We start from the raw sequence: 22,620 nt of genomic DNA on the forward strand, positions 1-22,620 counted from the left end.
GTTACTAAGCCGCAAAGAGTTGTTATTGAGCAACCAAGGAGTTCGGCTCCTTGTTCTATCTAACACAGGTGGTTTCATTGCAGAACTGCCTTACCAACAAAAAGAAAAACATGAATCCAAAGAAATTGAAAGTATTGTCATTGGTCTTAGCCTCGCTGTTGTTCATCTCCTGCGATAAACCAGAGAAGCCAGCGGAGAAAAAAATCGAACTGCCCAAACCGGCATCCATGCTCACCTTGGTTCCAGACGACACCATCTTCTTTGCCGGGGGATTGGAACCTGTTCCATTGAAGGAATGGACACAATGGAGTATAACGCATTTCAATCTCAGCAAAGAAATGTTTAATCCGCAGGAAATCCAGAAGCTGCGCGAGGAAGCGAAGACGGATGGACAGCGTCTGGCTCTCCAGATCTGGGAGGACTACCTGGCCACCCTGCTTGCCTTGGACACCCAGTTTGCCAGCTGGGGATTTGCGGAAAAGCCACAGCTGGCCTCCTATGCCATTGGGCTGGCACCGGTTCTTTTGCGGATCAATTTGCAGGATGTGCAGCGATTCAACACGAAAATTGCGGAACTTGAAGAAAAGGCCAAGGTCAAGGCAAAGGTAGAAACCTTGGGCACCGCCACCTTTCGCCGCTATGCCCTGAATGAGCAGGAACCGCTCGCCCATTTGATCATCGGCGTAGATGGTAACGATGCGGTGTTCATGATTGATGTGGGGATTGAGAGCCAGCAAACGCTCGCGTTAGCCTTAGGCCAGAGCAAGCCAGAGAAGTCGCTGGCCCAGGGAAACCGGCTCAAGTCGCTGCAAGAGAACTACAAGCTGCTGGCTTCGTCACTGGTCTATCTTGATCATCAGCAAATCCTGACCGGACTGACCACCAAGGACGGCAACCGGATGGCCAAGATGGTGCAACAGCTAGCCAGCAAGCTCAAGGAAGAGAACAAAGGCTGGCTGAATGAATTGCACAGCGAAGGATGCCGCAAAGACCTACAAACTATGGGCGCAAACTGGCCGCAAACGGTGTTTGGCTACACTGCCTTTGATGTGAAGGCCAAGCCGTCCAAAGTAGATGCCCTGATGGTGGTAGAAAGCAAGGACAAGCCGCTCTTGGAAGGACTGAAATCGCTGCGCGGCTTTGTGCCTTACTATAGCAAAGAAGCTGTTTTTGCGCCTGCGGTCTTTTCCTTTGGCCTTGGCTTGAGCGTGGAGAATGTAGGGCCATTTCTGATGAAGCAATGGACAGAGATCACCCAGAAGCAGTACAGTTGCTCCTTCCTTAAGGAGATGCAAACGGACTTGCAGGCAAAAAATCCCGCAGCCGTGGGCTTCGCAACCAGTATGGCCTCAGGTGTACGGGGTTTATCCTTGTCTCTCCTGTCCTTGTCTTTAGAAAAAAAGGAAGGAATGGCCACACCCATGCCCAAAGAGCTGGAGGCAGTCGTCAGTCTCTCGGCAAAAGACCCTGCTGCCTTGGTGCAGACGGTTGCAGCAATGGTGCCGCAGCTGGCAACCTTACAAATTCCCGCTGATGGCACGCCAGTCCAACTGCCCTTGCCGATGCCTTTGCCTTTCACGCCAATGGCGGCCATCAATGGCTCGCATCTCACCGTCTATGCTGGGGCAAAAGCGGAACAACTGGCCAAAGAAATGGGCAAGATGTCGCTTGAATCCTCGCAGGGCTTCCTAGCCAGCTCTCTTGACTATGGCAAATACTATGGCCTCATCGGCGATGTCGTTGCCAGCGTGGATAAAAAAGAGGGGCAACAGCAAGCTACCCCTCAGATGCTCTCCATGTTCGAGGCCATGAAACAAGCCAAGGTGCGCGTTCAAACAAAACTGGATTTTACGGAGCGCGGCCTGGAAATGACGATGGACATGACCTCGCCTGAGTAAGTTGCAAACCAAGCCCCGGTAGCGTTTGTTCAGCAAAAGTTACGCTGCCTCTGCCAACAGGGGATAACCCATCGCTTCGCGTTGGGCTACATAATGTTGGGCCACCTGCCGGGCGATGTTGCGAATCCGGCCAATGTAGCGTGTCCGTTCGGCCACGCTGATTGCTTTGCGGGCATCAAGCAGATTGAAGCTATGCGAGCATTTCAGGCAGTAGTCATAGGCTGGCAGGATCAAATTCTTCTCTACCAGCTTCAGGGCATCGCGTTCATAGTTATTGAAGCTGGCGATTAGGTCGGCGACATTGGCCTCTTCAAAGTTGAAAGCGGAGAATTCCCGCTCGGCCTGGAGGAATATCTGGCCGTAGGTTACGTCGCGGTTCCACTGAATGTCATAAACTGACTCTTTTTTCTGGAGATACATAGCCAGTCGCTCTAAACCATAGGTGATCTCCACCGTGACTGGATACAGCTCCAGCGAGCCTGCCTGCTGGAAGTAGGTGAACTGCGTTACCTCCATGCCGTCGAGCCAGACCTCCCAGCCAAGGCCGGACGCGCCCAGTGTTGGCGATTCCCAATCGTCTTCAACAAAGCGGATGTCATGCTCAAGCAGGTTAAGGCCGAATTCCCGCAGGCTGCCAAGGTACAGCTCCTGGATGTTGCGCAACGAAGGTTTGATCACCACCTGATATTGGTAATAGTGCTGGAGACGATTGGGGTTCTCACCGTAGCGACCGTCTGTTGGCCGACGTGAAGGCTGGACGTAAGCGGCTTTCCACGGTTCTGGCCCCAAGGCTTTCAGCAGGGTAGCGGGGTGAAACGTGCCTGCGCCGACTTCCATGTCGTAGGGCTGCATGATAACGCAACCGACCGATGCCCAATATTGGTTCAAAGCGGCGATGATCTCTTGAAAATACATGGCGGGGGAACCTCCTGCTGGTTAAAGTTGACAGTCTGCGTAGCGTACCTCTATGCAGCACAGTATTTATGGTCTTTTTTCCCCTTTGTCAACGTATGATCCCATTGCTCTTGCCTTCTGCTCTTCAGCGCATACTCCAAGAAAGCCGCACCATCGCTGTGGTTGGCCTTTCCCTGAAACCAGAACGTCCCAGCTATCAGGTTGCTCGTTATCTGCAAGAAGTAGGTTATCAGATTATTCCGGTGAATCCTGGGCAGAGCGAAATTCTTGGTGAACGCTGTTATCCTGATCTGCGTTCAGTACCTGTCGCTGTTGATGTGGTTGATATCTTTCGCCGCGCTGAGGAGGTAGAACCCATTGTCTGTGAGGCCATAGCTATCAGGGCAAAGGTGATCTGGATGCAGCAGGGTATTGTCAATGAAGCGGCAGCTCGGCTAGCTGAACAAGCTGGACTGACCGTAGTTATGGATCGTTGTCTGAAAGTGGAGCTGGAATGGATGCGAGGCGCGCTTTCCCGTTGCCCAGTGCTGCCATCTAGCGTATAGTTTTTTTGCTCGGGGTCTTGTATTCTAGAAGCCGAGCAACACAAAGGAGCAGGTGCTGTTCCTGCCCTTGGCAGTTTTTTTCTTATAAAAATAGGGAGGCAGTAGGATGAAGGTCGTGGCATTCAACGGCAGCGCACGTAAAGGCGGCAACACCGAGACACTGATCCGCTATGTGTTTGAGGAACTGGAAAAGGAAGGCATAGAGACCGAGCTGGTCAATCTGGCTGGGATGCATCCGCACGGTTGCATCGCCTGCTACCAATGCTTTGCCAACAAAAACCGCCGCTGTGCCGTAACGACCGACTGTATCAACGACTGCATCGCCAAAATGGATGAGGCAGACGCTATTATCCTCGGTTCACCTACCTATTTCGCCGACATGAGTTCCGAACTCAAGGCCTTGATCGACCGGAGTGGCATGGTTTCCCGGGCTAACGGCGACATGTATCGCCGCAAAGTTGGGGCAGCGGTGGTTGCTTGCCGCCGTGGCGGCGCAATTCATGTCTTTGACTCGATCAACCACTTCTTCACCATCGGCCAGATGCTTATTGTCGGTTCTTCTTACTGGAACATCGGCATTGGTCGGGAAAAAGGAGAGGTCGCCGCTGATGCGGAAGGCGTAGCCACTATGCGCACCTTGGGCCAGAACATGGCCTGGCTCCTGCAAAAACTCAAGAGCTAATCCGGTCTTTCCGCCTCCCGCGCCCGCTATCGGTTAAATCTGCCAAAATAACAATTGACCGCAGGCTTTCCGGGCCGTTATAACTGAAGCAGGGTCTGGCTGCAGCTGCCGCCGGATATGATCGAGATTTGCCCCCTGTTCCTGCCCCAGGGCAGACAGGAAAGGAGCGTTTTCATGCTGGTGATCTGCGAGGACTGCGCCAAAAAATATCATATCGACGAAAGCCGGATCAAAGGGCAGCGGGCTAAGTTTGCCTGCAAAGCCTGTGGCCACATTATAGTGGTGGAGAAGCCAGAATCGTTGCCTGACAGTGCGGTACCCACAGCGAGTTCTGACCTAGCTCCGGTAGGTTCCCTCAATACCTTGCCTGAGTCGGACACTGACAAGGTTGTTATCCAGCCAGGCCGGAAGGCGGCGGAGGCTGCCGCTTTCTCTGCTACCACAGCCAGAGGTCGGGGCAACCCCTTGCTTCTGCCGCTGTTAGGCATAATGGTTGTCGGTTTTTTATTGTCAGGCGGAGCCTTCCTCTTTCTTTATCTCCGGCATGTCCCAGCTATGATTAGGCAGGAAAGCGAGCTACGCAGCCTTGCCTTAGCCGTCTCGCTGGAGCAGGCTGTCAAAACGCCTCTCCTGCGCAAAGATTATTTATTGGTCAACCAAGAGACCCAGCGGATGGCCAAGCTGCCGGGCGTAGCTTATGCGGCTGTGGTGAACGAAAAAGGCTTGGTAGTAGCCGGATTCTTCAATATCATGACCGGTTTTGACGACCGGTTTAGCCAAAAGGTCAAGGAAAAGGGCTTTCCAGTCGATGTTCTGGCCCAGAACGGCCTTAAGACCGGGGCTAAAGAGGGGAGTGTCCGCATCAATATGGGCGGCCTGCCAGTTGATGACCGGGTATTGGCACTCACTGAAGGCAACGGCGAGGTCCATGTCGGTCTGCCTGCGCTTGAATCTGGGCAAAGCCTCAGCCAAGTCCTCGTCTCGCCCTTGCTCCTGATTCCCGCAGGGCTGGCCTTGCTCTTTGCTGGCCTACTCCTTGTCACAATCGACTGGCTGGTCATCCGTCCAGCCCGGACTCTGACCAATACGGCTAACCGGATCAGTCTTGGCGAGCTGGATTTGGCCATTGCCGCTGTTGGCTCCCGCGAGATGCGGGATCTAGGCCTGGCCTTAGAGCGGATGCGCCATTCTGTCCGCATCGCTGTGGAGCGGATGATTGCCAAGCCATAATAACATATCATGAAGAAGATCGCGTTCGTTCTGCTTACCCTCCTCTGCTCCGCCTCTGTTCAGGCCGAGGAGCTGAGTCTCTCCATTCAGCCGGTCTTTCCGCCAGAAAAGCTCACCGCGATGCTCGCACCGTTGGCAGAAAAACTCAGCGTAGTGGCCAAACGTAACGTCCGGCCAATGCTGACCAAGAATTCTGCTGAATACGAGACCGAACTGCTCCGGGGTAAGATCGCCATTGGCTACCAAAGTCCGCTGCTCTACGTCAAGGCTGCTGACCGGCATGAGGTACTGGTCACAGCGGTAGAGGGAAAAAACGGCACTCAGCTCCGTGGGATCGTGATTAGCAGGCCAGAAACTGGGATTGCCAAAGCCTCTGATCTGAAAGGCAAGCGGATCATGATTGTCGGCAAAAACTCGGCAGGTGGCTATCTCTCCCAGAAACAGACGCTCAAGGAAGCAGGTCTCAAGGTGGAGCAGGATTGCCAGCTTATCGAGGCAACAGAGAACCGGGAGGAAAATGTTATCATTGCCGTCAGCCTCGGCGAGACCGATGCCGGATTCATCACGGAGTCAGCCCTGCATAAAGCCGACGACTATATCGTGCCTGGCTCAGTAACCGAGGTTATGAAGACCGCCCCCTTACCCAACTGGGCCTTGTCGGTCAATCGCGCCTTACCGCAGGATCTCAAGGAGAGCCTACAAGCTGCCCTGACCGGGTTACCAGAGAACGATCCCGCCTTGGCTGCCTTGGGGATCAGTGGCTTCAAGGCCGCCCAGGACGCAGACTACAATCCTGTCCGCAGCCTAGCCGAATGAGAAGAAAAACAGCCCTGGGACACGCCCATGCTTCTGCCACGCGAAAAGCCATTCCTGAGCGGTCTGAACAGCTACTATCTTGATGTTGAGAAGTTCATTCAGCATCTGCAAGGAGAAATCGGCACAGGCTGTTTGTACGGCAAAGGATCGGATCAGGAGCTGATGGTCTATTTTGACGAGTCGGATATTGTTCGCGGTCTGACCCAAAACAAGGGCGAGCACGCCTTGGCTTCGGAGCAGCTCGATCATATCCTTGCTGCGCTGACCCAACGCAACTTTCAGGTTGCGGTCTATTATCTTGATCCTGATTCCATCTTTTTTTGGGGCCAGCTTCCTGCCTTCCGTCGAGCTAAGTCGAAACTCTCTTCAAACAAAGTCAGCCTCCCAGATTTAGTTTTCCGGCTCAATCAGAAGAATTTCTCCGGCTTTATTGAGGTGGATGTGAAAGGCCGGAGCGATTGTGCCGTTCTCTTCTTTCATCAAGGCGAACGGCGGGGCGGTTCCTACTACTGGGGTACAGGCGGTCTTAGTCCTGCGGACGATGACTACAACACCCTCCTGGCCATGCTGCAAAAAAGCGGCGGCACTTATAGCTTAGGCTACTTTACCAGCGACCCAGTTGCCCCTGCGCCTGTCCCGGAACCACCGATAGTGGTTGCAGAGGAGGCTGTCCCTGTTCCTCCCGTCAAGCTCTCCCGCATCCCCACGGATATTGACCATGCGGTCAATGAATTCCTCGCTATTTTCCTGGAAACAGCCAGTTCCAAAAGCGGTTTAGATCCGCTGCTGGAGCTAAAGCTGAAGTTCATTGACTTCGTTTCCATCTATCCGGTGCTTGACCCCTATGGCAAAGCCTGCGTTCTCCATGCAGATGGCAGCGTCACGTTTGCCGACGACATTGCGGCCAAGGCAGGCGCAGAGGGGATTGTTGACTGCGCTTGGATGGTCGTTGAAGAACAAAAGCTGCACAAAAAATTCCGCGCGGGCCTCAAAAAAATGGCAAGTAAAGATGTCTTGCAGGCGCAGGGTATTGAGGTAGAACACTGATCAGGCCGCTCCACGTGCCCTTATCTCGAATGATACTCGGTTGGAAAGGAGTTCGGCTTGGCCGCAAAGGAGTTTTGCCGACTTGAAGAGGAGTTTGGCCAAGCAAGAAAGGAGTTCTACTCGGGAAGAAAGAAGTTTTGCCGAGTAGGAAAGGAGTTTAAGTCGGCAGAAAAGGAGTCTTGCCGACTCAGAAAGGAGTTCGGCTCGGCAGGAAAGAAGTTTGGCCGAGTAGGAAAGGAGTCCGGCTCAGTTCCAAAGGAGTTTGGCCGACTACAACTCCTTGCCAAGCGAGCAAAACTGGAGCATTTTGTCCGAGCCTTGCTTCCTTACCCCTGCGCTTTCCGTACCTATCTCGGTTTATTCAAGCACACCTGGCTGCGACAGGCGATTGCTTGTTTTCCCTGCGAGTAGGCCGCAGGCAGCGGAGATGTCTGCGCCCCGACTTTTGCGGATAAAGACGGTGTAATGCGCGTCCATCAGGATCTGTTGAAAGCGAAGCAGCCGCTCAAAGGGCGGGCTGGTGTAGGGCAGGTCGCCCCCCTCGTTCATCGAGAGCAGATTGATCTTGCAGGGCACCTCGCGCAGCAAAGCGGCCAGTTTGCGGGCATCGGCATCCGAGTCATTGATGCCGGCAAAGAGCGTATATTCAAACATGATCCGCTGCCGCTTCTTGTTGGAATAATTTTTGCAGGCAGTCAGCAGTTCTTCGATAGGCCAGCGGTCATTGACCGGCATGAGTTGGCTGCGGGTTTCGTTGTCTGCCGCATGGAGTGAGACCGCCAGATTGACTGTGGTTTTCTGACCCAGTTCCAGCATCTGCGGCACCAATCCGCAGGTGGAGACCGTGATCCGCCGGGCAGAAAAATCTAAGCCACGCTGCTCAGTGAGGATCGAGAGTGCGGCCAGCAGGTTGTCAAAATTGGCTAACGGCTCGCCCATGCCCATGAAGACCAGATTGGTCAGATTCTTCTCTGGGCCAGGCAGATGCCCTGCATTGGCCCGCATCCAGTCCTGCGTTGCACAGATTTGATTAACGATCTCGGCCCGGCTGAGATTGCGGCGAAAGCCCATCTGCCCGGTCAGACAGAAGCGGCATTTCATTGCACAGCCTGCCTGCGAGGAGACGCAGAGGGTGTTCCGGTCTTCCTCCGGGATCAGCACGGATTCAATCATCAGGCCATCCTCCAGTTGGAAGCCAAACTTCACGGCCCCGTCTGCCGAGACCTCTGTTACCGGCTCCGCAAAACTGCTCATAAAGGCCTGTTCAGCCAACACCGCCCGGAACTCCTTGGCCAAGTCAGTCATCTGGTTGAACGCTGTGATGCCAGGCCGATACAGCCAGGCTAAAAGCTGACGGCCTCGGAAGGCTGGCTGGCCGAGCGAGACGGCGTATTCCACAAGTTCGTCCTGAGTGAGATTTTTCAGGTCGGTTTTCTGTCTGTCTAAAGTCATTAACTCATCTCTCCAGGGGAAAGTTTTTGCCCCTGCTGTCTGGTGTTATAATCCCCGCAACCATTCCGGTTTAAGACGCGCAGTTCCGGCTAAGGCCTGATCAATTGTGGCGAGAAAGTGCTCCCTATCCTTGGGTAGGCGGCCAGCCAAGGCGAAATAGTTGGAAGCATGATTGGCCTGAAACTGGCAGCGGAAGTCCGCCAGTCTGGCCAGCATGGTGCGGAGTTCCTGAAACAACCCAATTTGATCTGGGAGCTGAAAACGCCCTTCATGGACGGCCCGGCCCAGCTCGGTGTTATCCAAGAGCATCAGGGTCAGCACAGCAATCTGATTGGGCTGCATCTGACTCAGGACAGCGGCGGTGTCTTCAGCGTGCTGCTGCGAATAAACCGTCCCGCCAATCCCCAGCAGGCAGGTCACGGAGAGAAAAATCTCGGCCTCTCGTACTCGACGGCCAGCGGCAAGCATCTCGGCAGCAGTCGCGCCTTTTTTGATCTCCAGCAACACCTGCTCACAGCCACTTTCTAGGCCCATATAGATGCGGCCCAAGCCAGCGGCCTTCAGTGCGGCAAGTTCGTTTGGAGAGCGTTTAAGGATACTGCGGCAGTTGGCGTAGAGACTGATGCGGCGCACCCAAGGGAGTTCTTTGCGGATCCTTCGGAAAAGATTGAGCAGCCTTTGCTGTGGGATGACCAAGGCATCGCCGTCAGCTAAAAAGACCGTTTTGAGCTTGCGGCAGTATTGGGTGGCAAATTCCAGATCAAGATCGATAATCCCTTCGTCCTTGATTTGGAATTTCTGCTCAGGATCGCGGTAGGCACCGCAGAAGGTGCAGCGGTTGTGCGAACAACCGACCGTCACCTGGAGAATGATGGAATCAGCCTCGCTCGGAGGTCGGATAATGTTGCCTTGATAGTGCAAGCGAGCTATTCAGCGTGGCAGATTATTGGCAGTTTGATTCAATATATTGAAATATTCTGCCCTGAATATTTGCTTGCACATTATATTCTCGACATGGATTGCCGAGACGAACCGGTGAGACGGTGTAAAAAATACCATTCAAGCCGCGCCAGGAAACAGGGCCGTGGTAATTAAGAGCCTTCATGAAGGCATCTTGATCGGTACTGCTCATTGAAGCCATAATCGCTGCTTTGTCGTTTTGCGGCGGTGGGATTGCTCTGCTGGCAGGCGGGAAGGCATTGGCGATATTTGCGCAGGCAGCATAACAGCGCAGGGACCTACCTTGGATATTTGCCTGGATGCTGTACTCTCGGCAATTCCCTTTGATCGAGGCTGGGATGACAACATAGGCACCACCCGGTCCTTTCCAAGGAGTGGCAACACCTGCCCCTTGTTTCATCGCCCGATGAAATATCTGAGAATCAGCATTGTCCATGTACATCTTTATTTCTGCACAGGCTACATTCTGGGCTACAGGCTGCGTTTGAACTGGCGATGGCGCAGGCAGAAACTGCTGAACTATTTTTTCCGGCAGTTGCTGAATTGGCATCTCCGGCATTGCCACTGGCTGCTGTACAGTAGAAGGTAGGCTGCTTCTGTTTTCCGGCATCAGTTCAGGGGCTGAAGGTGCTGCTTGAACAGGTGCCTGTTGCTGGACAGGAATCGCCTGCGGCGTAGGTGGTAGAACTGGAATCTGCGCTGCTTGCGAATTCTGATCAGGAAGTATTGATGCTATTCCTTCTGAAGATGCCACAATTTCCTGAACCGATATTGTTGTCTCGGCAGGAGGAATTGCACTTGGCGGAGCAAGCTGCTCTGCTTCAGGCTTTGGCGACAGATAGCGATCTTCTGTCCCTGAGATACCTTCAAGAAGAACATAGGACTGTTCCTGCCCAAAGAGCTGCCGCCGTTCAGCTGTTGCTTTGCTCTGCTGCTCTGCTGTTTCCGCAATCACTAGCTGCCGTTCAGTGCGGTCTTGTTCTGCTGCTATTTTTCCTTGTAGTACTTCTCCAGTTGGTAAAGTAGAGGCAGATAGCGCAAACGTTTCCTGAGACAAGAGAGACTTGACGACTTCTGCTGTTTGCGAAGCAAGAGCGAGGTAGGCGATCAATGCTATAAACAGATAAATGACAAAGAATGCTGCTGAGAGAATTCTGCTGATAGTCTTAGCTGAATCAGGCGGTATTTCTTTTTTACGAAGAATGCAGAATGCGGAGCGATTGGCAGCGAAATATATTGCGGCCAGAAAAATCAAGCCGAGAAAAACATAAAGGAGAGGCAAGTTCATCTAAACATTCTACCCAGTATTGCAGTAAAAACGCTTTTAAAGCTTGATTTACAGAACATCTGATGCGTTTAAACGCAAGGCTGGGATGTGAAATCATCGCTTATGCTCTTTCAGAAAGAGCATAAGCCTTCCTCGTTTTCACGGCAAGGTGTCCGGTAGAAAAGAATATTCAATATAAAAGGAAAACGCATGACCGTCAAGGGGACTTTCAACATACTTGGATTAGGGGTAGTTTTAAAAAACTCAGCAAACCGGTCATGCTTCTTCTTTTTCATCTGCGCTCAACATCAGCTTTGGCTAACTGGCCAAAAACTGTTCCCTACATTACACGTCTCCCTTGGATAACCCTGAGCAGCACTACGATAATAGCAACAACCAGTAGGAGATGAATAAGTCCTCCCAAGGTGTAGCTGCTCACCAATCCCAGTGCCCATAGGATCAACAGTATTGCTGCAACAGTCCACATATAACTCTCCTTTTATAGTTTGGTTAGCTGATGGTTGATTTTTCCTCATCTGCGTGGCATCTCCCGCAGGAATGCGCCGGAGCGAATTTCAAATTCTCCGATAGTAAACACAACACCCGGGTGCTTCGGCTCATACACCGTCACTTGCACATGGTGCGGACGGTCTTTGTGATGCTGAATGAGCCATGCTCCTGGAAGAGGTATCTGGCCGCACCTGACTGGAGGAGACTGACGGTCCGCAGGACGATCTGGGTACCAGATACGGCACTTGCCAGGCCGTGGATAGTGCCTTGTCGGGATGTTCAGGCGCGCATAGCCGTGTTCTTGGAAGTACGAGCCGCGACCTTCTTCATGCCGCTGCTCCTCACGAGGCGGATTTTGTTCCTTGTGAGGATTTTTTTTGAGGTAATGATACTTGTCTTCATTCCCTTTCGCTGATCCTTCATCAGCGCAAACAGCACTGAAGCAGCAACAGACTGCGGCCACAGAGCATATCTTCATAAGTCGTTGCGTATTCATGGCTCCTCAGCCTCCCTATGAAAAAAAGGAGCGTAATCCAGTTATAAACCTTGTTTCAAGATCGTCTTGTCTTAAAATCAGCTAGCTACTATAGCGCAGGTCGTAAATTGGGCTAAATACGTCCCGATAAAATCAGCACAATCAGAACTAAGACAACGAGTCCAAGCCCGCTGCTTGGATAGTACCCCCAACTTCTGCTGTGGGGCCATGTGGGCAAGGCACCGACGAAAAAAAGAATCAGCACAATCGCCAAGATCATTGTAATACTCATGCTGCCGCTCCTTTTAAACTGTCCGGTTTCGCCGCCGACGGCTGACCTTGAAACATGCGCCAGCCGTCAAGCTGCGCCGACAGGCTAATTAGTTTTGACCTCTTCAACTGTCATCAGATTATTGACGCTGACCACACCCTGAATACCAGCAACGAGTTTAGTGACTAAAGACTTTTCAGCATCGTTCTTCGCAATGCCGGTCAAGGTCACGTCGCCGTCCTTGGTTGCAATCTTGGTGGTGATGGAGCTGGTCGAGCGATGCGTCAGCAAGGCCATCTTGACCTGCGCAGTAACTGATGCGTCATCAATCTTCTCGGCCATCGTCTGCGTCTCCGGCTCAGGAGCCGCTGCTGTCGTCATCTCATTCTTCACTTCTTTCACGCCGTTAATATCCTTGGCATATTCAGCGGTAAGCTCCTTCTGCGCCTGACTGGCTGCTTCGCCTTTCAGGGTCACAATGCCATCTTTGACGCTGACTTCTGTCTTCATGGCGTTGACATTGCGATGATACATGAGAGAGCCTTTCACTTTCATGCTGATCCAGATGTCAGACTTCTCAGCAGGCCGCTCGCCGGTGATCTCAATCTGATTTTCCACGCTCTTGATATTGGGCAGGGCTTCGGCGATGTTCTGGGCCATCAGTCTGCCGCTTTCATCAGACACGCTGCCTGAGAGAATGACTGCGCCTTCTCTTGAGCTGATTTTGATTTTCTCATCCTTCAGATATCTTTTGTAAATGAAGCTCTGTGTGAATGAAGATTCAATGCGGTCATCTATCTCCGCCGACATCACAGGTGTGCTGGTCGCTGCCAGCACGACCGCAGCGGTAGCTACAGTCAAAACTGAAAAATACATAGTTTTCATTACTGTCCTTTTTTTCCTTGTCTTTCAGCTCATGCTGAGAGAGGCAGGTAACATACCTGTCTCTCTTGCTTTACCCTTTCACTCTCAATCAATTACACGTGATGCCCATACTCTTTAGCGGCTTTTTTGTCAGCTGATTTCTCGTGCTTTCCTTCTTTCTTCTTATGATCATCGTGTTTCGCGGCAGCAGAACCAGTTGCTGCTTTTGATTTTTGCTCGTCACTGCTCATCTTTTCGATATCGTCATTCATTGCGATTCTCCTCTGCTCAAGTTCTACGAATACGCTCATAGAGACAGGCGAGATTGCCCACCTCTCTTGCTTTATCCCTTCACGCTGAATCGGTCACGCCTGCTGTCCAGGTGCTTTTTCAGCTTTCTTGTCTGCTGAATCTTTATTCTTGCCCTCATCTTTCATCTTCTGGTGACCAGCGTGCTTCATGTCCTCATTATGCTTGTCCTTCGCTTTTTGCGGGACATTCTCCGGCTGGCAATTCGAGGGACAAGTGCTACTAGGATTGCTGTTAGGATAAGGTGTGTTCTCGTTCATTGCGATTTCTCCTTTGCTGCTCTTTTTACAGGCACGCTCTCAGAGACAAGCGGGATTGACTGCCTCTTTTGCTTTGTCCTTTCCGCGCTGACTTCATCCTGCTCACAGCTCCAGCGCGTCTTCAGCCTTGCCGCTGACTGTATCTTCTTCTCTCACTCTTGCCTTCATCCTTTGATGATCAGTACGCTTCCCGGCAGTGTAACAAATCCTGCCCGGCACTTGCTGAAATTCACCTGCGCTCTGACCCTTTCTTCTTGGTTTTTCACTCTTCATTACAACAACTCCTTTACTGCTCCCTGAAGGAAAGCCAAGCCAGTTTGCCTGCTTTTCTCTATTTATCCTTCCATCTCTACATGCCTAACACTTTCTCGGCTTGGCCGATCTTATCCTGAACTTTGCCTGACAAGTTCTCTCTCCTGCCCTCGGCTTCCAGCTCTTGATTGCCAATCAGCCTCCCAGCATCCTCCTTGATCTTTCCGTTCGCTTGATGGAATTTCCCTTCTGCGCGATCTTTCACGCTTGAGTGCTCATTCATTTCGATTTCTCCGGTGCTGCGATTTTTCAGAATCTGATTTCTTGCCATGCATACTGCTGGTGACGGCTTCGAGACCTCGCCGAACGCCGCCAAGGACTGCGGCTAACTGAAATAGAGTTTCCTCAATCCCAGGCTTGACCTCCGATTGAAATGCTTTCATCCAAGCAGCCACGTCATGAAAGGTTGCAATGCTGTCCTCGACCCGTTCTGTCTGCTCATGAATGGACAGAACAAGGCTTTTGACATCACTGGAAATTAAACTGACTTCACGGCTGACCGAAGCAAGCAGTTTCTCCGCTTCGCGGGCGGCCCGGCGAACCTGGACAAGGGCAAGAATTTCAAAAACAGCCCTTATCATCATGATTGCCGCAATGACCGTGACACTGACCGCCAGCAGTATTTCCATCGTCATTTCCCCGCGTTCAAACTTCCGCTGTACCGCCGGATGACTCAGTCTTTCTTTTCTTCGCCGCAGGCAAAAAGCTCTTTCACCTTCTTGCGGGCCTCTGCAAGATAGCGTTCCGCCTCTTTCTTCAGAGCCTCTGCCTGATGCTCGGCTTCCTCAATGATATCCTTTGCCTTGGCACTGACATCAGCGTACATTTCCTTGGTATCATCGACCGCCTCGCTGCCTTTGTTCCTGAAATCAGCCCTCAGTCTTTTTCCCGATTTCGGGGCGAGAAAAATGCCTGCCAATGCGCCCAGTACGCCACCCATCAAAAAAAACATCGCAAAATGGCTGGGGTGTTTTTCATATTCTGACATAATATTCCTCCTTTTCTTTCCTTTCCGCTGCCCGCTGAATCATCTGCGGTTCACAAGCTTGGTTTAATAATCACGGTAGCACCTGCGCCTCTGTTGCCAGTTGCTCCAGTGTTACCCGTATTTCCGGTTCTCCCTTGAGGCCCGGCTGCACCTGTGTAACCAGTATCTCCGGTGTTGCCTTGGTTTCCCTGTGCACCGTCAACTCCAGCTTCACCGGGGTTTCCCTGCGCTCCAGTTGCGCCTGTATAACCAGTGTCTCCAGTGTTGCCCTGGTTTCCTTGCGCACCATCAGCTCCAGCTTCACCTGTATAACCGGTGTTGCCAGTATTTCCGGTGTTGCCGGTCATGCCACGAGGGCCGGGAGGACCAGCGCAGGCACTCAGTAAAAGCACAAGAAACGATGCGACAAACAGGACGGCGCGTCCGGCTGCTTTCTTTGCAGCACTGGTGACAGGCGACGAGATGAGAGTATTCTTTTTCACGGCAGTTGCTCCCTTGGTGAATGCGATCAGCAATGCATTTCATTGCTGAGATTTTTCTCTCGAACAGGTTCTTCTTCTAAGGTTTTCTCCGGCAGTGGGCCGAATGAACGCAAGGATACAACCTCTGTTGCAAACTGCGGACCAGTTTGCCGAGAAAATAAAAAATTGTGGTATAAAAAGGACTTGCGTGCTGTGTGGCGGAAAAAAAACGGCGCAGCGGTGCTGCTGGCCTCAATATTTGGCCGAAAACCTCGGTATGTTGCGGGGCAAGGGGAGAAAGACGGGCGGCGCGGCGAAACGGCTGATCAGATTTGGGGGCGGCTGATGCCGAGCTTGTGCATTCGTGCGCGCAAGGTGCTGGCATTGATGCCAAGAATCAGGGCTGCGCCGTCCTTGCCCTCAATCCGCCATCTGGTTGCAAAGAGGATCTTGATGATGTGATTCCGCTCTGTCTCCTCTAAGGTCTGCGTGTCGGACGGCGAAGCAGGAGGGGCAAGAATCTTCAGCTCGTCGGTGAGATACAGCACTGGGCCGACGCAAAGAATCACTGCCCGCTCAATGACACCTTCCAGCTCCCGGATGTTGCCGGGCCAAGGATAGTCCTGCAAGGCCCTGATCGTCTCCTTGCGGACAGAGGTGATTGCTTTGCCGAGCTTTTTGGAGTACCGCTCGGCAAAGGCATGAACCATCAGCGGAATGTCTTCTTTCCGCTGCCGCAGGGGTGGCACGGTGAGCGGGAAGACGTTGAGCCGATAGTAGAGGTCTTGGCGGAACCGGCCCTTGCTGGCCTCTTCCTCAAGGTTGCGATTGGTGGTGGCCACGATCCGCACGTCCACTTTGACGGTGCGGGATGATCCCAGCCGCTCAAACTCGTTATGCTGAATGACCCGGAGCAGTTTTGCTTGGAGTTCAAGCGGCAGTTCGCCGATCTCATCCAAACAGAGGGTGGAGCCGTCCGCAATTTCAAAGCGACCTGCCTGCTTGGTGTCCGCTCCGGTGTAGGCACCTTTCTCACGTCCGAACAGTTCGCTTTCGATGAGATTGCCGGGCAGGGCCGCGCAGTTGACTGTGATCAGCGGCTGTTCCCGGCGCGGACTCATGTCGTGAATGGCAGCCGCAATCAGTTCTTTGCCAGTGCCAGTCTCGCCAAGGATAAGCACCGTGGTGTTGCCGGGCGCGACCTGCTCGGCCATGCGGAGGACATCTCTGAGGCCGCTGTCTTGGCCGATAATCCGGTTGAACTGATACTTCTGCCGCAGCTCTCTGCGGAAGAAAAGATTCTCAGCCTCAACCTGCTCCTGCAGCACATTGATTGCCGCCAGAGCTGTCTGCAATTCCGCTGTGCGCTCTTCGACGCGATGCTCCAGCTCCGCGCTGGCATTCAGCAAGGCCGCTTCAATCTGTTTCCGTTCGGTGATGTCGCGGATGTTACACTGAATCACTTCCTCCTGACCAGCCAGATATACATTGCTGACAAACTCCACCGCAATCAGGCGACCGTCTTTGGTCTTCAGCGGCAGATCGTTGTAGCGGACATATTTCTTCTGCTTCAGTTCCACGAACGCGGCCTTTGATGCCGCAACATCTTTGAACGCCCCTATCTCCCAAAGATTTTTCCCCAAAAAATCTGCATAGGAATAGCCCAGCATCTCTATCAGAAAGGGATTCACATCCGCAATCTTCCCTGTCTCGGCATCAAGGATCAAGATGCCGTCCCGTGCCGCTTCAAAAAGCCGACGATAACGGATTTCAGAAGATTTCATGCGTTGTTCGCTCTGTTCCATGCTGCCTTTGATGGAAGAAAGATGAAGGGCTGCGTGCGTCTTTTCACACGCCATGCGACCGAAGATGCGAATAATTTTGTTAAAAGTACAGCCTGTCTTTTCGCTAACACGTCTCCTCTCGTTAAACTGAGACCTCAATTTAAAAAACTACGCGCTCATTTTCTTTCTCGCGCTGCTCCATTCGTTAAAAGGACAGGCGAGAGGAAAAAAGTGAGGTCTTACTTTTTTCCACTAACAAGCCATAGAAAGAAAATGATCGCCCAGTTTCTTTCTATGACTGCCCATTTTATTAAACGGAGACCTCAGTTTAATAAAATGGCTCGTCATTTTTAAAAGATGACAGCCTCTTTCAAGAAAAGCAGAGGCCAGTATTTGCTCAGGGCAGGCCATTACCTGCCCCTGCTCGTGCATTATCCGTTCTTCTGGGCAAACTCCGCCATGAACTCAACCAACTTTTGCACACCCTCCAGCGGGAAGGCATTATAGATTGAAGCGCGGCAGCCACCGACATCGCGGTGGCCTTTCAGGCCATCCAAACCAACCGCAGCGGCCTCTTTAATGAACTTAGCCTCCAGCTCGGCAGTTGGCAGGTTAAAGGAGATGTTCATCAACGAGCGGCAGTCCTTCTCGGCATGGCCTCGGTAGAAATCAGTCGCGTCAATCGCTTGATACACTAAGGCCGCCTTTTCCTCATTGCGCTGCTCCATTGCCGCTAGTCCGCCTTGCTCTTTCAGCCAGCGCATGACCAGGCCGACGCAGTAAATGGCAAAGGTTGGCGGGGTGTTGTACATGGAACCCTTGTCCGCATGAGTCTTATATTTGAGCATCGCAGGCACGGTGGCCGGGCATCTGTCCAGTAGGTCTTCGCGGATGATGACAATAGTCACGCCCGCAGGCCCCATGTTCTTCTGCGCTCCAGCATAAATGATGCCGAACTTCGACACATCCACAGGCCGCGACATGATATCCGACGACATATCGCTGATCAACATGCAGCCTTTATCCGGGAAATTAGGAAAACGGGTGCCGTAGATGGTGTTATTCGAGCAAAGGTGCAGATATTCGGAATCATCGGCCACGCTGTATTCGTCATCGGTTGGCACATGCTTGAAGCGGTTTGGCTCGCCAGTGTAGGCCACTTCAACCTGGCCGAACGCCTTGGCCTCTTTGATCGCCTTGCCTGCCCAGACACCAGTATTCAGATAGGTAGCCTTCTTGCCCGGCCCCAGCAGGTTCATCGGCACCATGAAGAACTGCGAAGATGCACCGCCCTGCAAGAACAACACTTTGTAATTTGTCGGCACGACCAACAGCTCGCGGATCAGAGCATCAGCTTCATCAAGCACCGCCATGAAGTCCTTGGAGCGATGGCTCATCTCGATCAAGCCCATACCCTTGTTATTGAAATTGACGATGTCTTTGGCTGCCTGTTCCAGCACAGAATATGGCAGCACGGCTGGGCCTGGGCTGAAGTTGAAGATTCTCTCTGGCATGATATTAGGTTCTCCTTGAAGAAATTAAATAGATTGCTGGCGTAATGCCTCATACAGGACTATTCCGGCACTCATGGCCAGATTGAGGCTACGGATATGCGGATTGGTCATCGGAATGGTATAACAGCGGTCTGCGTAGAGTGCAAGGATTTCTTCAGGCAGCCCCTTGGTTTCCCGACCGAAAATCAAGTAGTCACCAGGAGTATAGCTAACCTGATGATAAGGCCGCTTAACCTTGGTAGTGAAGAGGAAAAGCCTGCGTTCGTCCTGTGCCTGAAGGAATTCGTCTAAGGTCTGCCAATGCTTGATATTGACGTGCGGCCAGTAGTCTAACCCAGCCCGCTTGAGATGCTTGTCTTCAGTGCTAAAGCCAAGTGGATGAACAAGATGGAGAACTGAGTCCGTGGCTCCGCAAAGCCGGGCTACGGAGCCGGTGTTTGGTGGTATCTCTGGCTCGACAAGAACGATGTTGAAGGGTTCTACAGGCATGGGATACAAAAAAATCAACTTGATTGAGAAAGTTCCTGCCAGAAGCATATACCCCACCTAGCAAGGAAAGGCAACTTTGCGGCAGATAAAAAAAGGGGCAGACCTTTTGGGCCTGCCCCTTCTGCGGCATTGAGAGAGCGAGTTAGACGTTATTCACCACAGGTACCTGCAAGAGCTGCGCCCCGCACAACAGCATGGGCAACAACATACACCTTTGGTGCATCAGCTTTGAGGGTAACAACGTAGCTATCAGAGCCAGAATGACCGTAAGTACCAGGAGCTGCTTTCGGCAGATATCTTGTTCCTACATACAGATGAGTCTCATCCAAGCTGAAACCGGAAAGCATCCTATAAGCAACTGCAACCTCTTTGCTTTCTTTGTAGGTGACATCCAATTCACCAACAAGAGTTCCTTTGCTGATGTCATTCTTTCCAGCAGCAGCGTAAATCGGCACCGTGAAACTGTCGCCCTTCTGCACGGCTAATTGCCATCCCCAGCGTTTGCTTCTAAGGAAATCATCCAGTTCTAAGTCACCTTTGTCTCTGTCAAGAAGGAGGTCGCCATTGCGATCACCAAAGGCAAATGCAGTTTCACAACCTTCTTCAACAACAGGGAGAGGCTGAGGGATGGGATCAGGAGGACAGATAAAGGAAACAGAAGAATACATCGCCCAACTACCGCCATTAATCGGCTGACCTTCAACCCAGCCGGTTTCGGTTTGATAACCACCATTGCCGTCAGGCTTACGCAGGGCTGCATGTGCTGCCAAATAACCCGTGAGATCACACAGCTCACCAGTACTTAAATCCTTCAGCGGTACATAGAAAGGATACGTTGTTGTTCCAGTAATATCACCTGATTTGTAGGGGAAATTTCCTATTTGGGGATTTCCTTGCTTACCCACAGGCATAAGAGCCAGATTCAGCCCTGTCCACAGTTGGGCTTCAGACAGCTCCCAACCATTGCTCATTTTGTAGGTAACGGTCATGAAGTCACCTACTACTTCGACGCAAACTTCACCAGCTTCGATAGACTGACCTGCCAGCATCCGCTGACATGTTCCTCCAGCAGGGGTATAAGCAACCTGCAACCCTGCTTGAGCAACGAAAGGAATGGAAGTCGCAAAAAATGCTGCCAGTCCGATCAGTCCATTGGTAAATACCGCTCCTGTGGTTTTCATAATATACCTCCCTGGTATATGAAGCAGGCAACCCGGCTGTCTCCCCTATTGGAGACCCGTGGCTTTCCGGCACCGCCTCGCGACGGTTGTGGCTTTGTCGGCTCCCTGGCACTGGATTACTTCATCCAGTTCCCCAGAAAGTCAGGCACCCGCAAGTAATAGCAAGCATTAACTGTGCATAGCCTTATGTCCTATTTAAGTGTACCCGACTCGTAGAAAATGTCAAATACATTCTTTCATAGTCGTCACCGTTAAATGAGGCCTTAGTAATACTCCTTTTTTACTCGCTGGCAAAGGAGTTGTACTCAGTAAAAGAGGAGTTCTGCCGACTTGGCAAGGAGTTATACTCGGCAGAAGAGAAGTTTGGCCGAGTAGGAAAGGAGTCTCGCCGAGTAAAAAAGGAATTTGGCTTGGCAAGAAAGAAATCTTGCCGACTAGGAAAGGAGTTTGAGTCGGCAAAACTCCTGTGTAACTCGGCAGGAAAGCAGTTTGGCCAAGGCGAACTCCTCTTTTGCCGAGTACAACTCCTTTCTGGCCGAGCCAAATTCCTTGGCAAACGAGTAGGACTCGTCCCTTGCTTATGCGAATTAGGAGTTGAACTGCTCGGATTTCACAAAAATAGCTGGTTACAGAAAGGTCTCCTAAAAAAGCACCTTTCCAGCACCTTTATTTTCCAGCGTATCCAAGAGGTCTATAAGGAAAAGCTCGGGCTGATTATCCCAAAAAAAACCAGCAAGGAGGGAAAAATGCTAAAAGCTGTTTTCAGTTACCGGTTTGAGCAGGTTGCTCTGTAGGGATTACCGTTGACTGCTGTGCTGAAACAGCAGCCTCAAGCTCAGGTGCTGGAGATAACTGCACTGCCGCTGGAGGAGGTGCTTGTATAAGATAAGAGAAGGGATTCCAGCCAGTGTATAAACAGAAGCCTGTGATGAACAGGGCGATCAGCAACAGAATGCAAACGGCTAAAGTAGCCGCCGAAACATGCGCAGGCTCGGCGAGTTTCTTGGCTGACATGGTACAGCTTTCTTGATTGAGCTTGCTGTTTTTCTGCGCAAGCAGCTGCTGGTGTTCTCGTTCAATAATGAATTTCTTTGCTGCTTCTGCACCGTCAATACCGAGGAGATTGGCATAGATCGCTACTTGACCACGGATAAAGGTAGTAGCAGGCAGATCAGCATAATTTTCATGCTCAATGGCCACTAAATTGGAGGCAGAGATATTTGTTTCTTTAGCAACATCCCGGATGCTTAGGCCTTTCTCTTTGCGGAGCTGCCGCAACATAGTACCAACGGTTGCATTATCCGTCTTTCGGGTTTCTTGCCGTTCGCCGCCCACAATTGCCTGCTTTTCTGTGCTGCTATGTTCTTGCTGGTTCATAATTTTTTGCTGAGGGTTGTGGTTGTTCTGCGGCTGCGCTGTCATAAAATCCTGATGTAAGCTCCGCTGCGGATTTCCTCAATCCACGTTTTGTAGCGCGCCTCCAGCTCCTGCTTACGCAGGATTTCGTGAATTTCGTTCCTGACTGACTCGTAAGGAGCCTTGGTTGTGTCCTGGCCAGAGGAGAGGAGCTTGAAGATTATAAAGCCGTCTGGAGTTTCTACCACTGGGCTAATACCACCAGGCTGAAGCGATGTCACCGCCTCCCGCATGGAGGGTGCCATTTCTTCAATCTTTAACACACCGATGTCGCCGCCGTCCGCAGCAGAGGGAAGCTCAGAACGCTGCCGGGCCAGTTCCTGGAAATCCTGACCTGATACGGCAAGATTACGCACTTCCTCGGCCTTCTTTTCAGCAGCCTGCTTTGAATCGCCAAAAGCAAAGCCGATTTGGAGCAAGTGATAACCCGAGGCTTTGGCCATGTAGTTTTCCTCGTAGTACGCCTTGATCTTTTCTTCCGGCACCACCACCTTAGAACGGACTGCGTAACCGACCAGCTTGGAGCTGAGGATCTGCTCCTTGAGGTTTTCGCGGTACTGCTGCTCGGTCAGTCCCATTTTCACCAACTCGGCCTTAAACTCCTCTTCGTTGACACCGCCGCGCTCCAAAATATCCTTCCGCGCGGCCTCAACTTCTGCGTCTGTGACCGAAATCTTCATCTGCTCGGCTTGCTGAAGGAGGAGATGTTTTTCGACCAACTTGGCAATCACGTTCTTCCTAGCCTGATGCAGGGCTTCGACCTGCTGGCTGGGTGAGACTTCTAGCTTGATCCGTTCAAAGACCGGTTTACCAGCCTCCTCGACTTCAGAAACAGTAATGACATCTTGATTGACCACAGCGGCACAGGAATCTATTACCTCGCCCGCCCTGGCCAAGGAGGCCAGCAGAAAGATAAACACGGCCAGACTACTGCATACGCTCTTCATCATATCTCACCCTGTGATCTGCACATC

29 protein-coding genes and 1 riboswitch are annotated in these 22,620 nt (G+C 52.0%); of the genes, 8 read left to right on the forward strand and 21 right to left on the reverse strand.

The annotated features are described in order from the left end of the window. Window positions 1-110 precede the first annotated feature (110 nt). Window positions 111-1,898: a hypothetical protein gene (locus ACNKIB_RS05725; protein ID WP_417909587.1), complete on the forward strand. Its 1,788-nt coding sequence runs from the start codon at window positions 111-113 to the stop codon at window positions 1,896-1,898. A 39-nt stretch (window positions 1,899-1,937) separates the two neighbouring features. Here the strand turns inward: ACNKIB_RS05725 and glyQ are convergent, their stop codons facing one another. Further along, window positions 1,938-2,813, reverse strand: coding sequence for a glycine--tRNA ligase subunit alpha (gene glyQ, locus ACNKIB_RS05730; protein WP_417909588.1), 876 nt, complete (start codon window positions 2,811-2,813; stop codon window positions 1,938-1,940). Between the two features lie 68 nt (window positions 2,814-2,881). Here glyQ and ACNKIB_RS05735 point away from each other — a divergent pair, with 68 nt between their 5' ends. From ACNKIB_RS05735 to ACNKIB_RS05760, 6 genes are all read left to right on the forward strand, one after another. Further along, window positions 2,882-3,358, forward strand: a complete 477-nt coding sequence (locus ACNKIB_RS05735) for a CoA-binding protein (RefSeq protein WP_417909589.1) — start codon at window positions 2,882-2,884, stop codon at window positions 3,356-3,358. 106 nt (window positions 3,359-3,464) lie between these two features. Then, window positions 3,465-4,040, forward strand: coding sequence for a flavodoxin family protein (locus tag ACNKIB_RS05740; protein WP_417909590.1), 576 nt, complete (start codon window positions 3,465-3,467; stop codon window positions 4,038-4,040). Window positions 4,041-4,214: 174 nt separating this feature from the next. Then, window positions 4,215-5,270 carry a zinc-ribbon domain-containing protein gene (locus tag ACNKIB_RS05745; protein WP_417909591.1) on the forward strand — a complete coding sequence of 352 codons (1,056 nt, stop codon included), beginning with the start codon at window positions 4,215-4,217 and terminating at the stop codon, window positions 5,268-5,270. A gap of 9 nt (window positions 5,271-5,279) precedes the next feature. Further along, the gene (locus tag ACNKIB_RS05750; protein ID WP_417909592.1) at window positions 5,280-6,086 is read left to right on the forward strand and encodes a phosphate/phosphite/phosphonate ABC transporter substrate-binding protein; all 807 of its coding nucleotides are present in this window, start codon (window positions 5,280-5,282) and stop codon (window positions 6,084-6,086) included. A gap of 27 nt (window positions 6,087-6,113) precedes the next feature. Then, entirely contained in the window at window positions 6,114-7,133 is a 1,020-nt protein-coding gene (locus tag ACNKIB_RS05755; RefSeq protein WP_417909593.1) for a hypothetical protein, read from the forward strand. Window positions 7,134-7,190: 57 nt separating this feature from the next. Then, window positions 7,191-7,544, forward strand: coding sequence for a hypothetical protein (locus ACNKIB_RS05760; RefSeq protein WP_417909594.1), 354 nt, complete (start codon window positions 7,191-7,193; stop codon window positions 7,542-7,544). Here the strand turns inward: ACNKIB_RS05760 and rlmN are convergent. From rlmN to ACNKIB_RS05850, 18 genes are all read right to left on the reverse strand, one after another. Beyond that, a complete protein-coding gene (gene rlmN / locus ACNKIB_RS05765; protein ID WP_417909595.1) occupies window positions 7,491-8,585 on the reverse strand; it encodes a 23S rRNA (adenine(2503)-C(2))-methyltransferase RlmN in 1,095 nt (364 codons plus the stop codon). The two genes, ACNKIB_RS05760 and rlmN, sit on opposite strands and share 54 nt — an antisense overlap. Window positions 8,586-8,630: 45 nt before the next feature. Then, window positions 8,631-9,506 (reverse strand): radical SAM protein, encoded by an 876-nt coding sequence (locus ACNKIB_RS05770; protein WP_417909596.1) that lies wholly within the window; start codon window positions 9,504-9,506, stop codon window positions 8,631-8,633. Window positions 9,507-9,528: 22 nt separating this feature from the next. Then, a complete protein-coding gene (locus tag ACNKIB_RS05775; RefSeq protein ID WP_417909597.1) occupies window positions 9,529-10,833 on the reverse strand; it encodes a hypothetical protein in 1,305 nt (434 codons plus the stop codon). Window positions 10,834-11,152: 319 nt separating this feature from the next. Next, complete coding sequence (locus ACNKIB_RS05780) at window positions 11,153-11,299, reverse strand: lmo0937 family membrane protein (RefSeq protein ID WP_417909598.1); 147 nt, start codon at window positions 11,297-11,299, stop codon at window positions 11,153-11,155. Between the two features lie 45 nt (window positions 11,300-11,344). After that, entirely contained in the window at window positions 11,345-11,818 is a 474-nt protein-coding gene (locus tag ACNKIB_RS05785; protein ID WP_417909599.1) for a hypothetical protein, read from the reverse strand. Window positions 11,819-11,930: 112 nt separating this feature from the next. After that, entirely contained in the window at window positions 11,931-12,089 is a 159-nt protein-coding gene (locus ACNKIB_RS05790; RefSeq protein ID WP_417909600.1) for a DUF3309 domain-containing protein, read from the reverse strand. Window positions 12,090-12,173: 84 nt separating this feature from the next. Further along, window positions 12,174-12,944, reverse strand: a complete 771-nt coding sequence (locus ACNKIB_RS05795; protein WP_417909601.1) for a BON domain-containing protein — start codon at window positions 12,942-12,944, stop codon at window positions 12,174-12,176. Window positions 12,945-13,045: 101 nt separating this feature from the next. Further along, a complete protein-coding gene (locus tag ACNKIB_RS05800; RefSeq protein WP_417909602.1) occupies window positions 13,046-13,204 on the reverse strand; it encodes a hypothetical protein in 159 nt (52 codons plus the stop codon). Between the two features lie 93 nt (window positions 13,205-13,297). Beyond that, window positions 13,298-13,501, reverse strand: coding sequence for a hypothetical protein (locus ACNKIB_RS05805; protein ID WP_417909603.1), 204 nt, complete (start codon window positions 13,499-13,501; stop codon window positions 13,298-13,300). Between the two features lie 102 nt (window positions 13,502-13,603). Next, a complete protein-coding gene (locus ACNKIB_RS05810; RefSeq protein WP_417909604.1) occupies window positions 13,604-13,774 on the reverse strand; it encodes a hypothetical protein in 171 nt (56 codons plus the stop codon). Window positions 13,775-13,850: 76 nt separating this feature from the next. Continuing rightward, window positions 13,851-14,036, reverse strand: coding sequence for a CsbD family protein (locus ACNKIB_RS05815; protein WP_417909605.1), 186 nt, complete (start codon window positions 14,034-14,036; stop codon window positions 13,851-13,853). Then, window positions 14,029-14,442, reverse strand: coding sequence for a hypothetical protein (locus tag ACNKIB_RS05820; RefSeq protein WP_417909606.1), 414 nt, complete (start codon window positions 14,440-14,442; stop codon window positions 14,029-14,031). Before ACNKIB_RS05820 ends, ACNKIB_RS05815 begins: the two co-directional genes overlap by 8 nt. Window positions 14,443-14,486: 44 nt before the next feature. Further along, window positions 14,487-14,801, reverse strand: a complete 315-nt coding sequence (locus tag ACNKIB_RS05825; protein WP_417909607.1) for a YtxH domain-containing protein — start codon at window positions 14,799-14,801, stop codon at window positions 14,487-14,489. Window positions 14,802-14,871: 70 nt separating this feature from the next. Further along, window positions 14,872-15,105 carry a hypothetical protein gene (locus ACNKIB_RS05830; protein ID WP_417909608.1) on the reverse strand — a complete coding sequence of 78 codons (234 nt, stop codon included), beginning with the start codon at window positions 15,103-15,105 and terminating at the stop codon, window positions 14,872-14,874. Between the two features lie 483 nt (window positions 15,106-15,588). After that, entirely contained in the window at window positions 15,589-17,046 is a 1,458-nt protein-coding gene (locus ACNKIB_RS05835; RefSeq protein ID WP_417909609.1) for a sigma-54 interaction domain-containing protein, read from the reverse strand. Window positions 17,047-17,477: 431 nt separating this feature from the next. Further along, a complete protein-coding gene (serC, locus tag ACNKIB_RS05840; RefSeq protein ID WP_417909610.1) occupies window positions 17,478-18,560 on the reverse strand; it encodes a 3-phosphoserine/phosphohydroxythreonine transaminase in 1,083 nt (360 codons plus the stop codon). 24 nt (window positions 18,561-18,584) lie between these two features. Beyond that, the gene (locus ACNKIB_RS05845; RefSeq protein ID WP_417909642.1) at window positions 18,585-19,049 is read right to left on the reverse strand and encodes a tRNA (cytidine(34)-2'-O)-methyltransferase; all 465 of its coding nucleotides are present in this window, start codon (window positions 19,047-19,049) and stop codon (window positions 18,585-18,587) included. 149 nt (window positions 19,050-19,198) lie between these two features. After that, entirely contained in the window at window positions 19,199-20,230 is a 1,032-nt protein-coding gene (locus ACNKIB_RS05850; RefSeq protein WP_417909611.1) for a hypothetical protein, read from the reverse strand. A 23-nt stretch (window positions 20,231-20,253) separates the two neighbouring features. Further along, a riboswitch (cyclic di-GMP riboswitch) is annotated at window positions 20,254-20,333 on the reverse strand. Between the two features lie 196 nt (window positions 20,334-20,529). Here ACNKIB_RS05850 and ACNKIB_RS05855 point away from each other — a divergent pair. Next, window positions 20,530-21,024, forward strand: a complete 495-nt coding sequence (locus ACNKIB_RS05855; RefSeq protein ID WP_417909612.1) for a hypothetical protein — start codon at window positions 20,530-20,532, stop codon at window positions 21,022-21,024. On the opposite strand, the gene ACNKIB_RS05860 is transcribed toward ACNKIB_RS05855, so the two are convergent. Both ACNKIB_RS05860 and ACNKIB_RS05865 read right to left on the reverse strand, forming a co-directional pair. After that, a complete protein-coding gene (locus ACNKIB_RS05860) occupies window positions 20,993-21,607 on the reverse strand; it encodes a helix-turn-helix domain-containing protein (RefSeq protein ID WP_417909613.1) in 615 nt (204 codons plus the stop codon). The genes ACNKIB_RS05855 and ACNKIB_RS05860 overlap by 32 nt on opposite strands. A gap of 41 nt (window positions 21,608-21,648) precedes the next feature. Continuing rightward, window positions 21,649-22,596 carry a peptidylprolyl isomerase gene (locus ACNKIB_RS05865; RefSeq protein ID WP_417909614.1) on the reverse strand — a complete coding sequence of 316 codons (948 nt, stop codon included), beginning with the start codon at window positions 22,594-22,596 and terminating at the stop codon, window positions 21,649-21,651. Between the last annotated feature and the right edge of the window lie 24 nt (window positions 22,597-22,620).

It is taken from the genome of Candidatus Electronema sp. PJ, assembly GCF_048287395.1.
In the GTDB taxonomy this organism is placed as follows: Bacteria; Desulfobacterota; Desulfobulbia; order Desulfobulbales; family Desulfobulbaceae; genus Electronema.

What these genes read in the sequence shown, in the direction of transcription:
- ACNKIB_RS05845 (WP_417909642.1), bottom strand. Translation starts at nt 19,049, where the DNA reads ATGCCTGTAGAACCCTTCAACATCGTTCTTGTCGAGCCAGAGATACCA.
- ACNKIB_RS05825 (WP_417909607.1), bottom strand. Translation starts at nt 14,801, where the DNA reads ATGTCAGAATATGAAAAACACCCCAGCCATTTTGCGATGTTTTTTTTG.
- ACNKIB_RS05780 (WP_417909598.1), bottom strand. Translation starts at nt 11,299, where the DNA reads ATGTGGACTGTTGCAGCAATACTGTTGATCCTATGGGCACTGGGATTG.
- ACNKIB_RS05775 (WP_417909597.1), bottom strand. Translation starts at nt 10,833, where the DNA reads ATGAACTTGCCTCTCCTTTATGTTTTTCTCGGCTTGATTTTTCTGGCC.
- ACNKIB_RS05850 (WP_417909611.1), bottom strand. Translation starts at nt 20,230, where the DNA reads ATGAAAACCACAGGAGCGGTATTTACCAATGGACTGATCGGACTGGCA.
- ACNKIB_RS05750 (WP_417909592.1), top strand. Translation starts at nt 5,280, where the DNA reads ATGAAGAAGATCGCGTTCGTTCTGCTTACCCTCCTCTGCTCCGCCTCT.
- ACNKIB_RS05865 (WP_417909614.1), bottom strand. Translation starts at nt 22,596, where the DNA reads ATGATGAAGAGCGTATGCAGTAGTCTGGCCGTGTTTATCTTTCTGCTG.
- ACNKIB_RS05820 (WP_417909606.1), bottom strand. Translation starts at nt 14,442, where the DNA reads ATGGAAATACTGCTGGCGGTCAGTGTCACGGTCATTGCGGCAATCATG.
- ACNKIB_RS05755 (WP_417909593.1), top strand. Translation starts at nt 6,114, where the DNA reads ATGCTTCTGCCACGCGAAAAGCCATTCCTGAGCGGTCTGAACAGCTAC.
- ACNKIB_RS05815 (WP_417909605.1), bottom strand. Translation starts at nt 14,036, where the DNA reads ATGAATGAGCACTCAAGCGTGAAAGATCGCGCAGAAGGGAAATTCCAT.
- ACNKIB_RS05795 (WP_417909601.1), bottom strand. Translation starts at nt 12,944, where the DNA reads ATGTATTTTTCAGTTTTGACTGTAGCTACCGCTGCGGTCGTGCTGGCA.
- ACNKIB_RS05790 (WP_417909600.1), bottom strand. Translation starts at nt 12,089, where the DNA reads ATGAGTATTACAATGATCTTGGCGATTGTGCTGATTCTTTTTTTCGTC.
- ACNKIB_RS05800 (WP_417909602.1), bottom strand. Translation starts at nt 13,204, where the DNA reads ATGAATGACGATATCGAAAAGATGAGCAGTGACGAGCAAAAATCAAAA.
- ACNKIB_RS05740 (WP_417909590.1), top strand. Translation starts at nt 3,465, where the DNA reads ATGAAGGTCGTGGCATTCAACGGCAGCGCACGTAAAGGCGGCAACACC.
- ACNKIB_RS05785 (WP_417909599.1), bottom strand. Translation starts at nt 11,818, where the DNA reads ATGAATACGCAACGACTTATGAAGATATGCTCTGTGGCCGCAGTCTGT.
- ACNKIB_RS05725 (WP_417909587.1), top strand. Translation starts at nt 111, where the DNA reads ATGAATCCAAAGAAATTGAAAGTATTGTCATTGGTCTTAGCCTCGCTG.
- rlmN (WP_417909595.1), bottom strand. Translation starts at nt 8,585, where the DNA reads ATGACTTTAGACAGACAGAAAACCGACCTGAAAAATCTCACTCAGGAC.
- serC (WP_417909610.1), bottom strand. Translation starts at nt 18,560, where the DNA reads ATGCCAGAGAGAATCTTCAACTTCAGCCCAGGCCCAGCCGTGCTGCCA.
- ACNKIB_RS05835 (WP_417909609.1), bottom strand. Translation starts at nt 17,046, where the DNA reads ATGAAATCTTCTGAAATCCGTTATCGTCGGCTTTTTGAAGCGGCACGG.
- ACNKIB_RS05805 (WP_417909603.1), bottom strand. Translation starts at nt 13,501, where the DNA reads ATGAACGAGAACACACCTTATCCTAACAGCAATCCTAGTAGCACTTGT.
- ACNKIB_RS05735 (WP_417909589.1), top strand. Translation starts at nt 2,882, where the DNA reads ATGGTCTTTTTTCCCCTTTGTCAACGTATGATCCCATTGCTCTTGCCT.
- ACNKIB_RS05745 (WP_417909591.1), top strand. Translation starts at nt 4,215, where the DNA reads ATGCTGGTGATCTGCGAGGACTGCGCCAAAAAATATCATATCGACGAA.
- glyQ (WP_417909588.1), bottom strand. Translation starts at nt 2,813, where the DNA reads ATGTATTTTCAAGAGATCATCGCCGCTTTGAACCAATATTGGGCATCG.
- ACNKIB_RS05860 (WP_417909613.1), bottom strand. Translation starts at nt 21,607, where the DNA reads ATGAACCAGCAAGAACATAGCAGCACAGAAAAGCAGGCAATTGTGGGC.
- ACNKIB_RS05810 (WP_417909604.1), bottom strand. Translation starts at nt 13,774, where the DNA reads ATGAAGAGTGAAAAACCAAGAAGAAAGGGTCAGAGCGCAGGTGAATTT.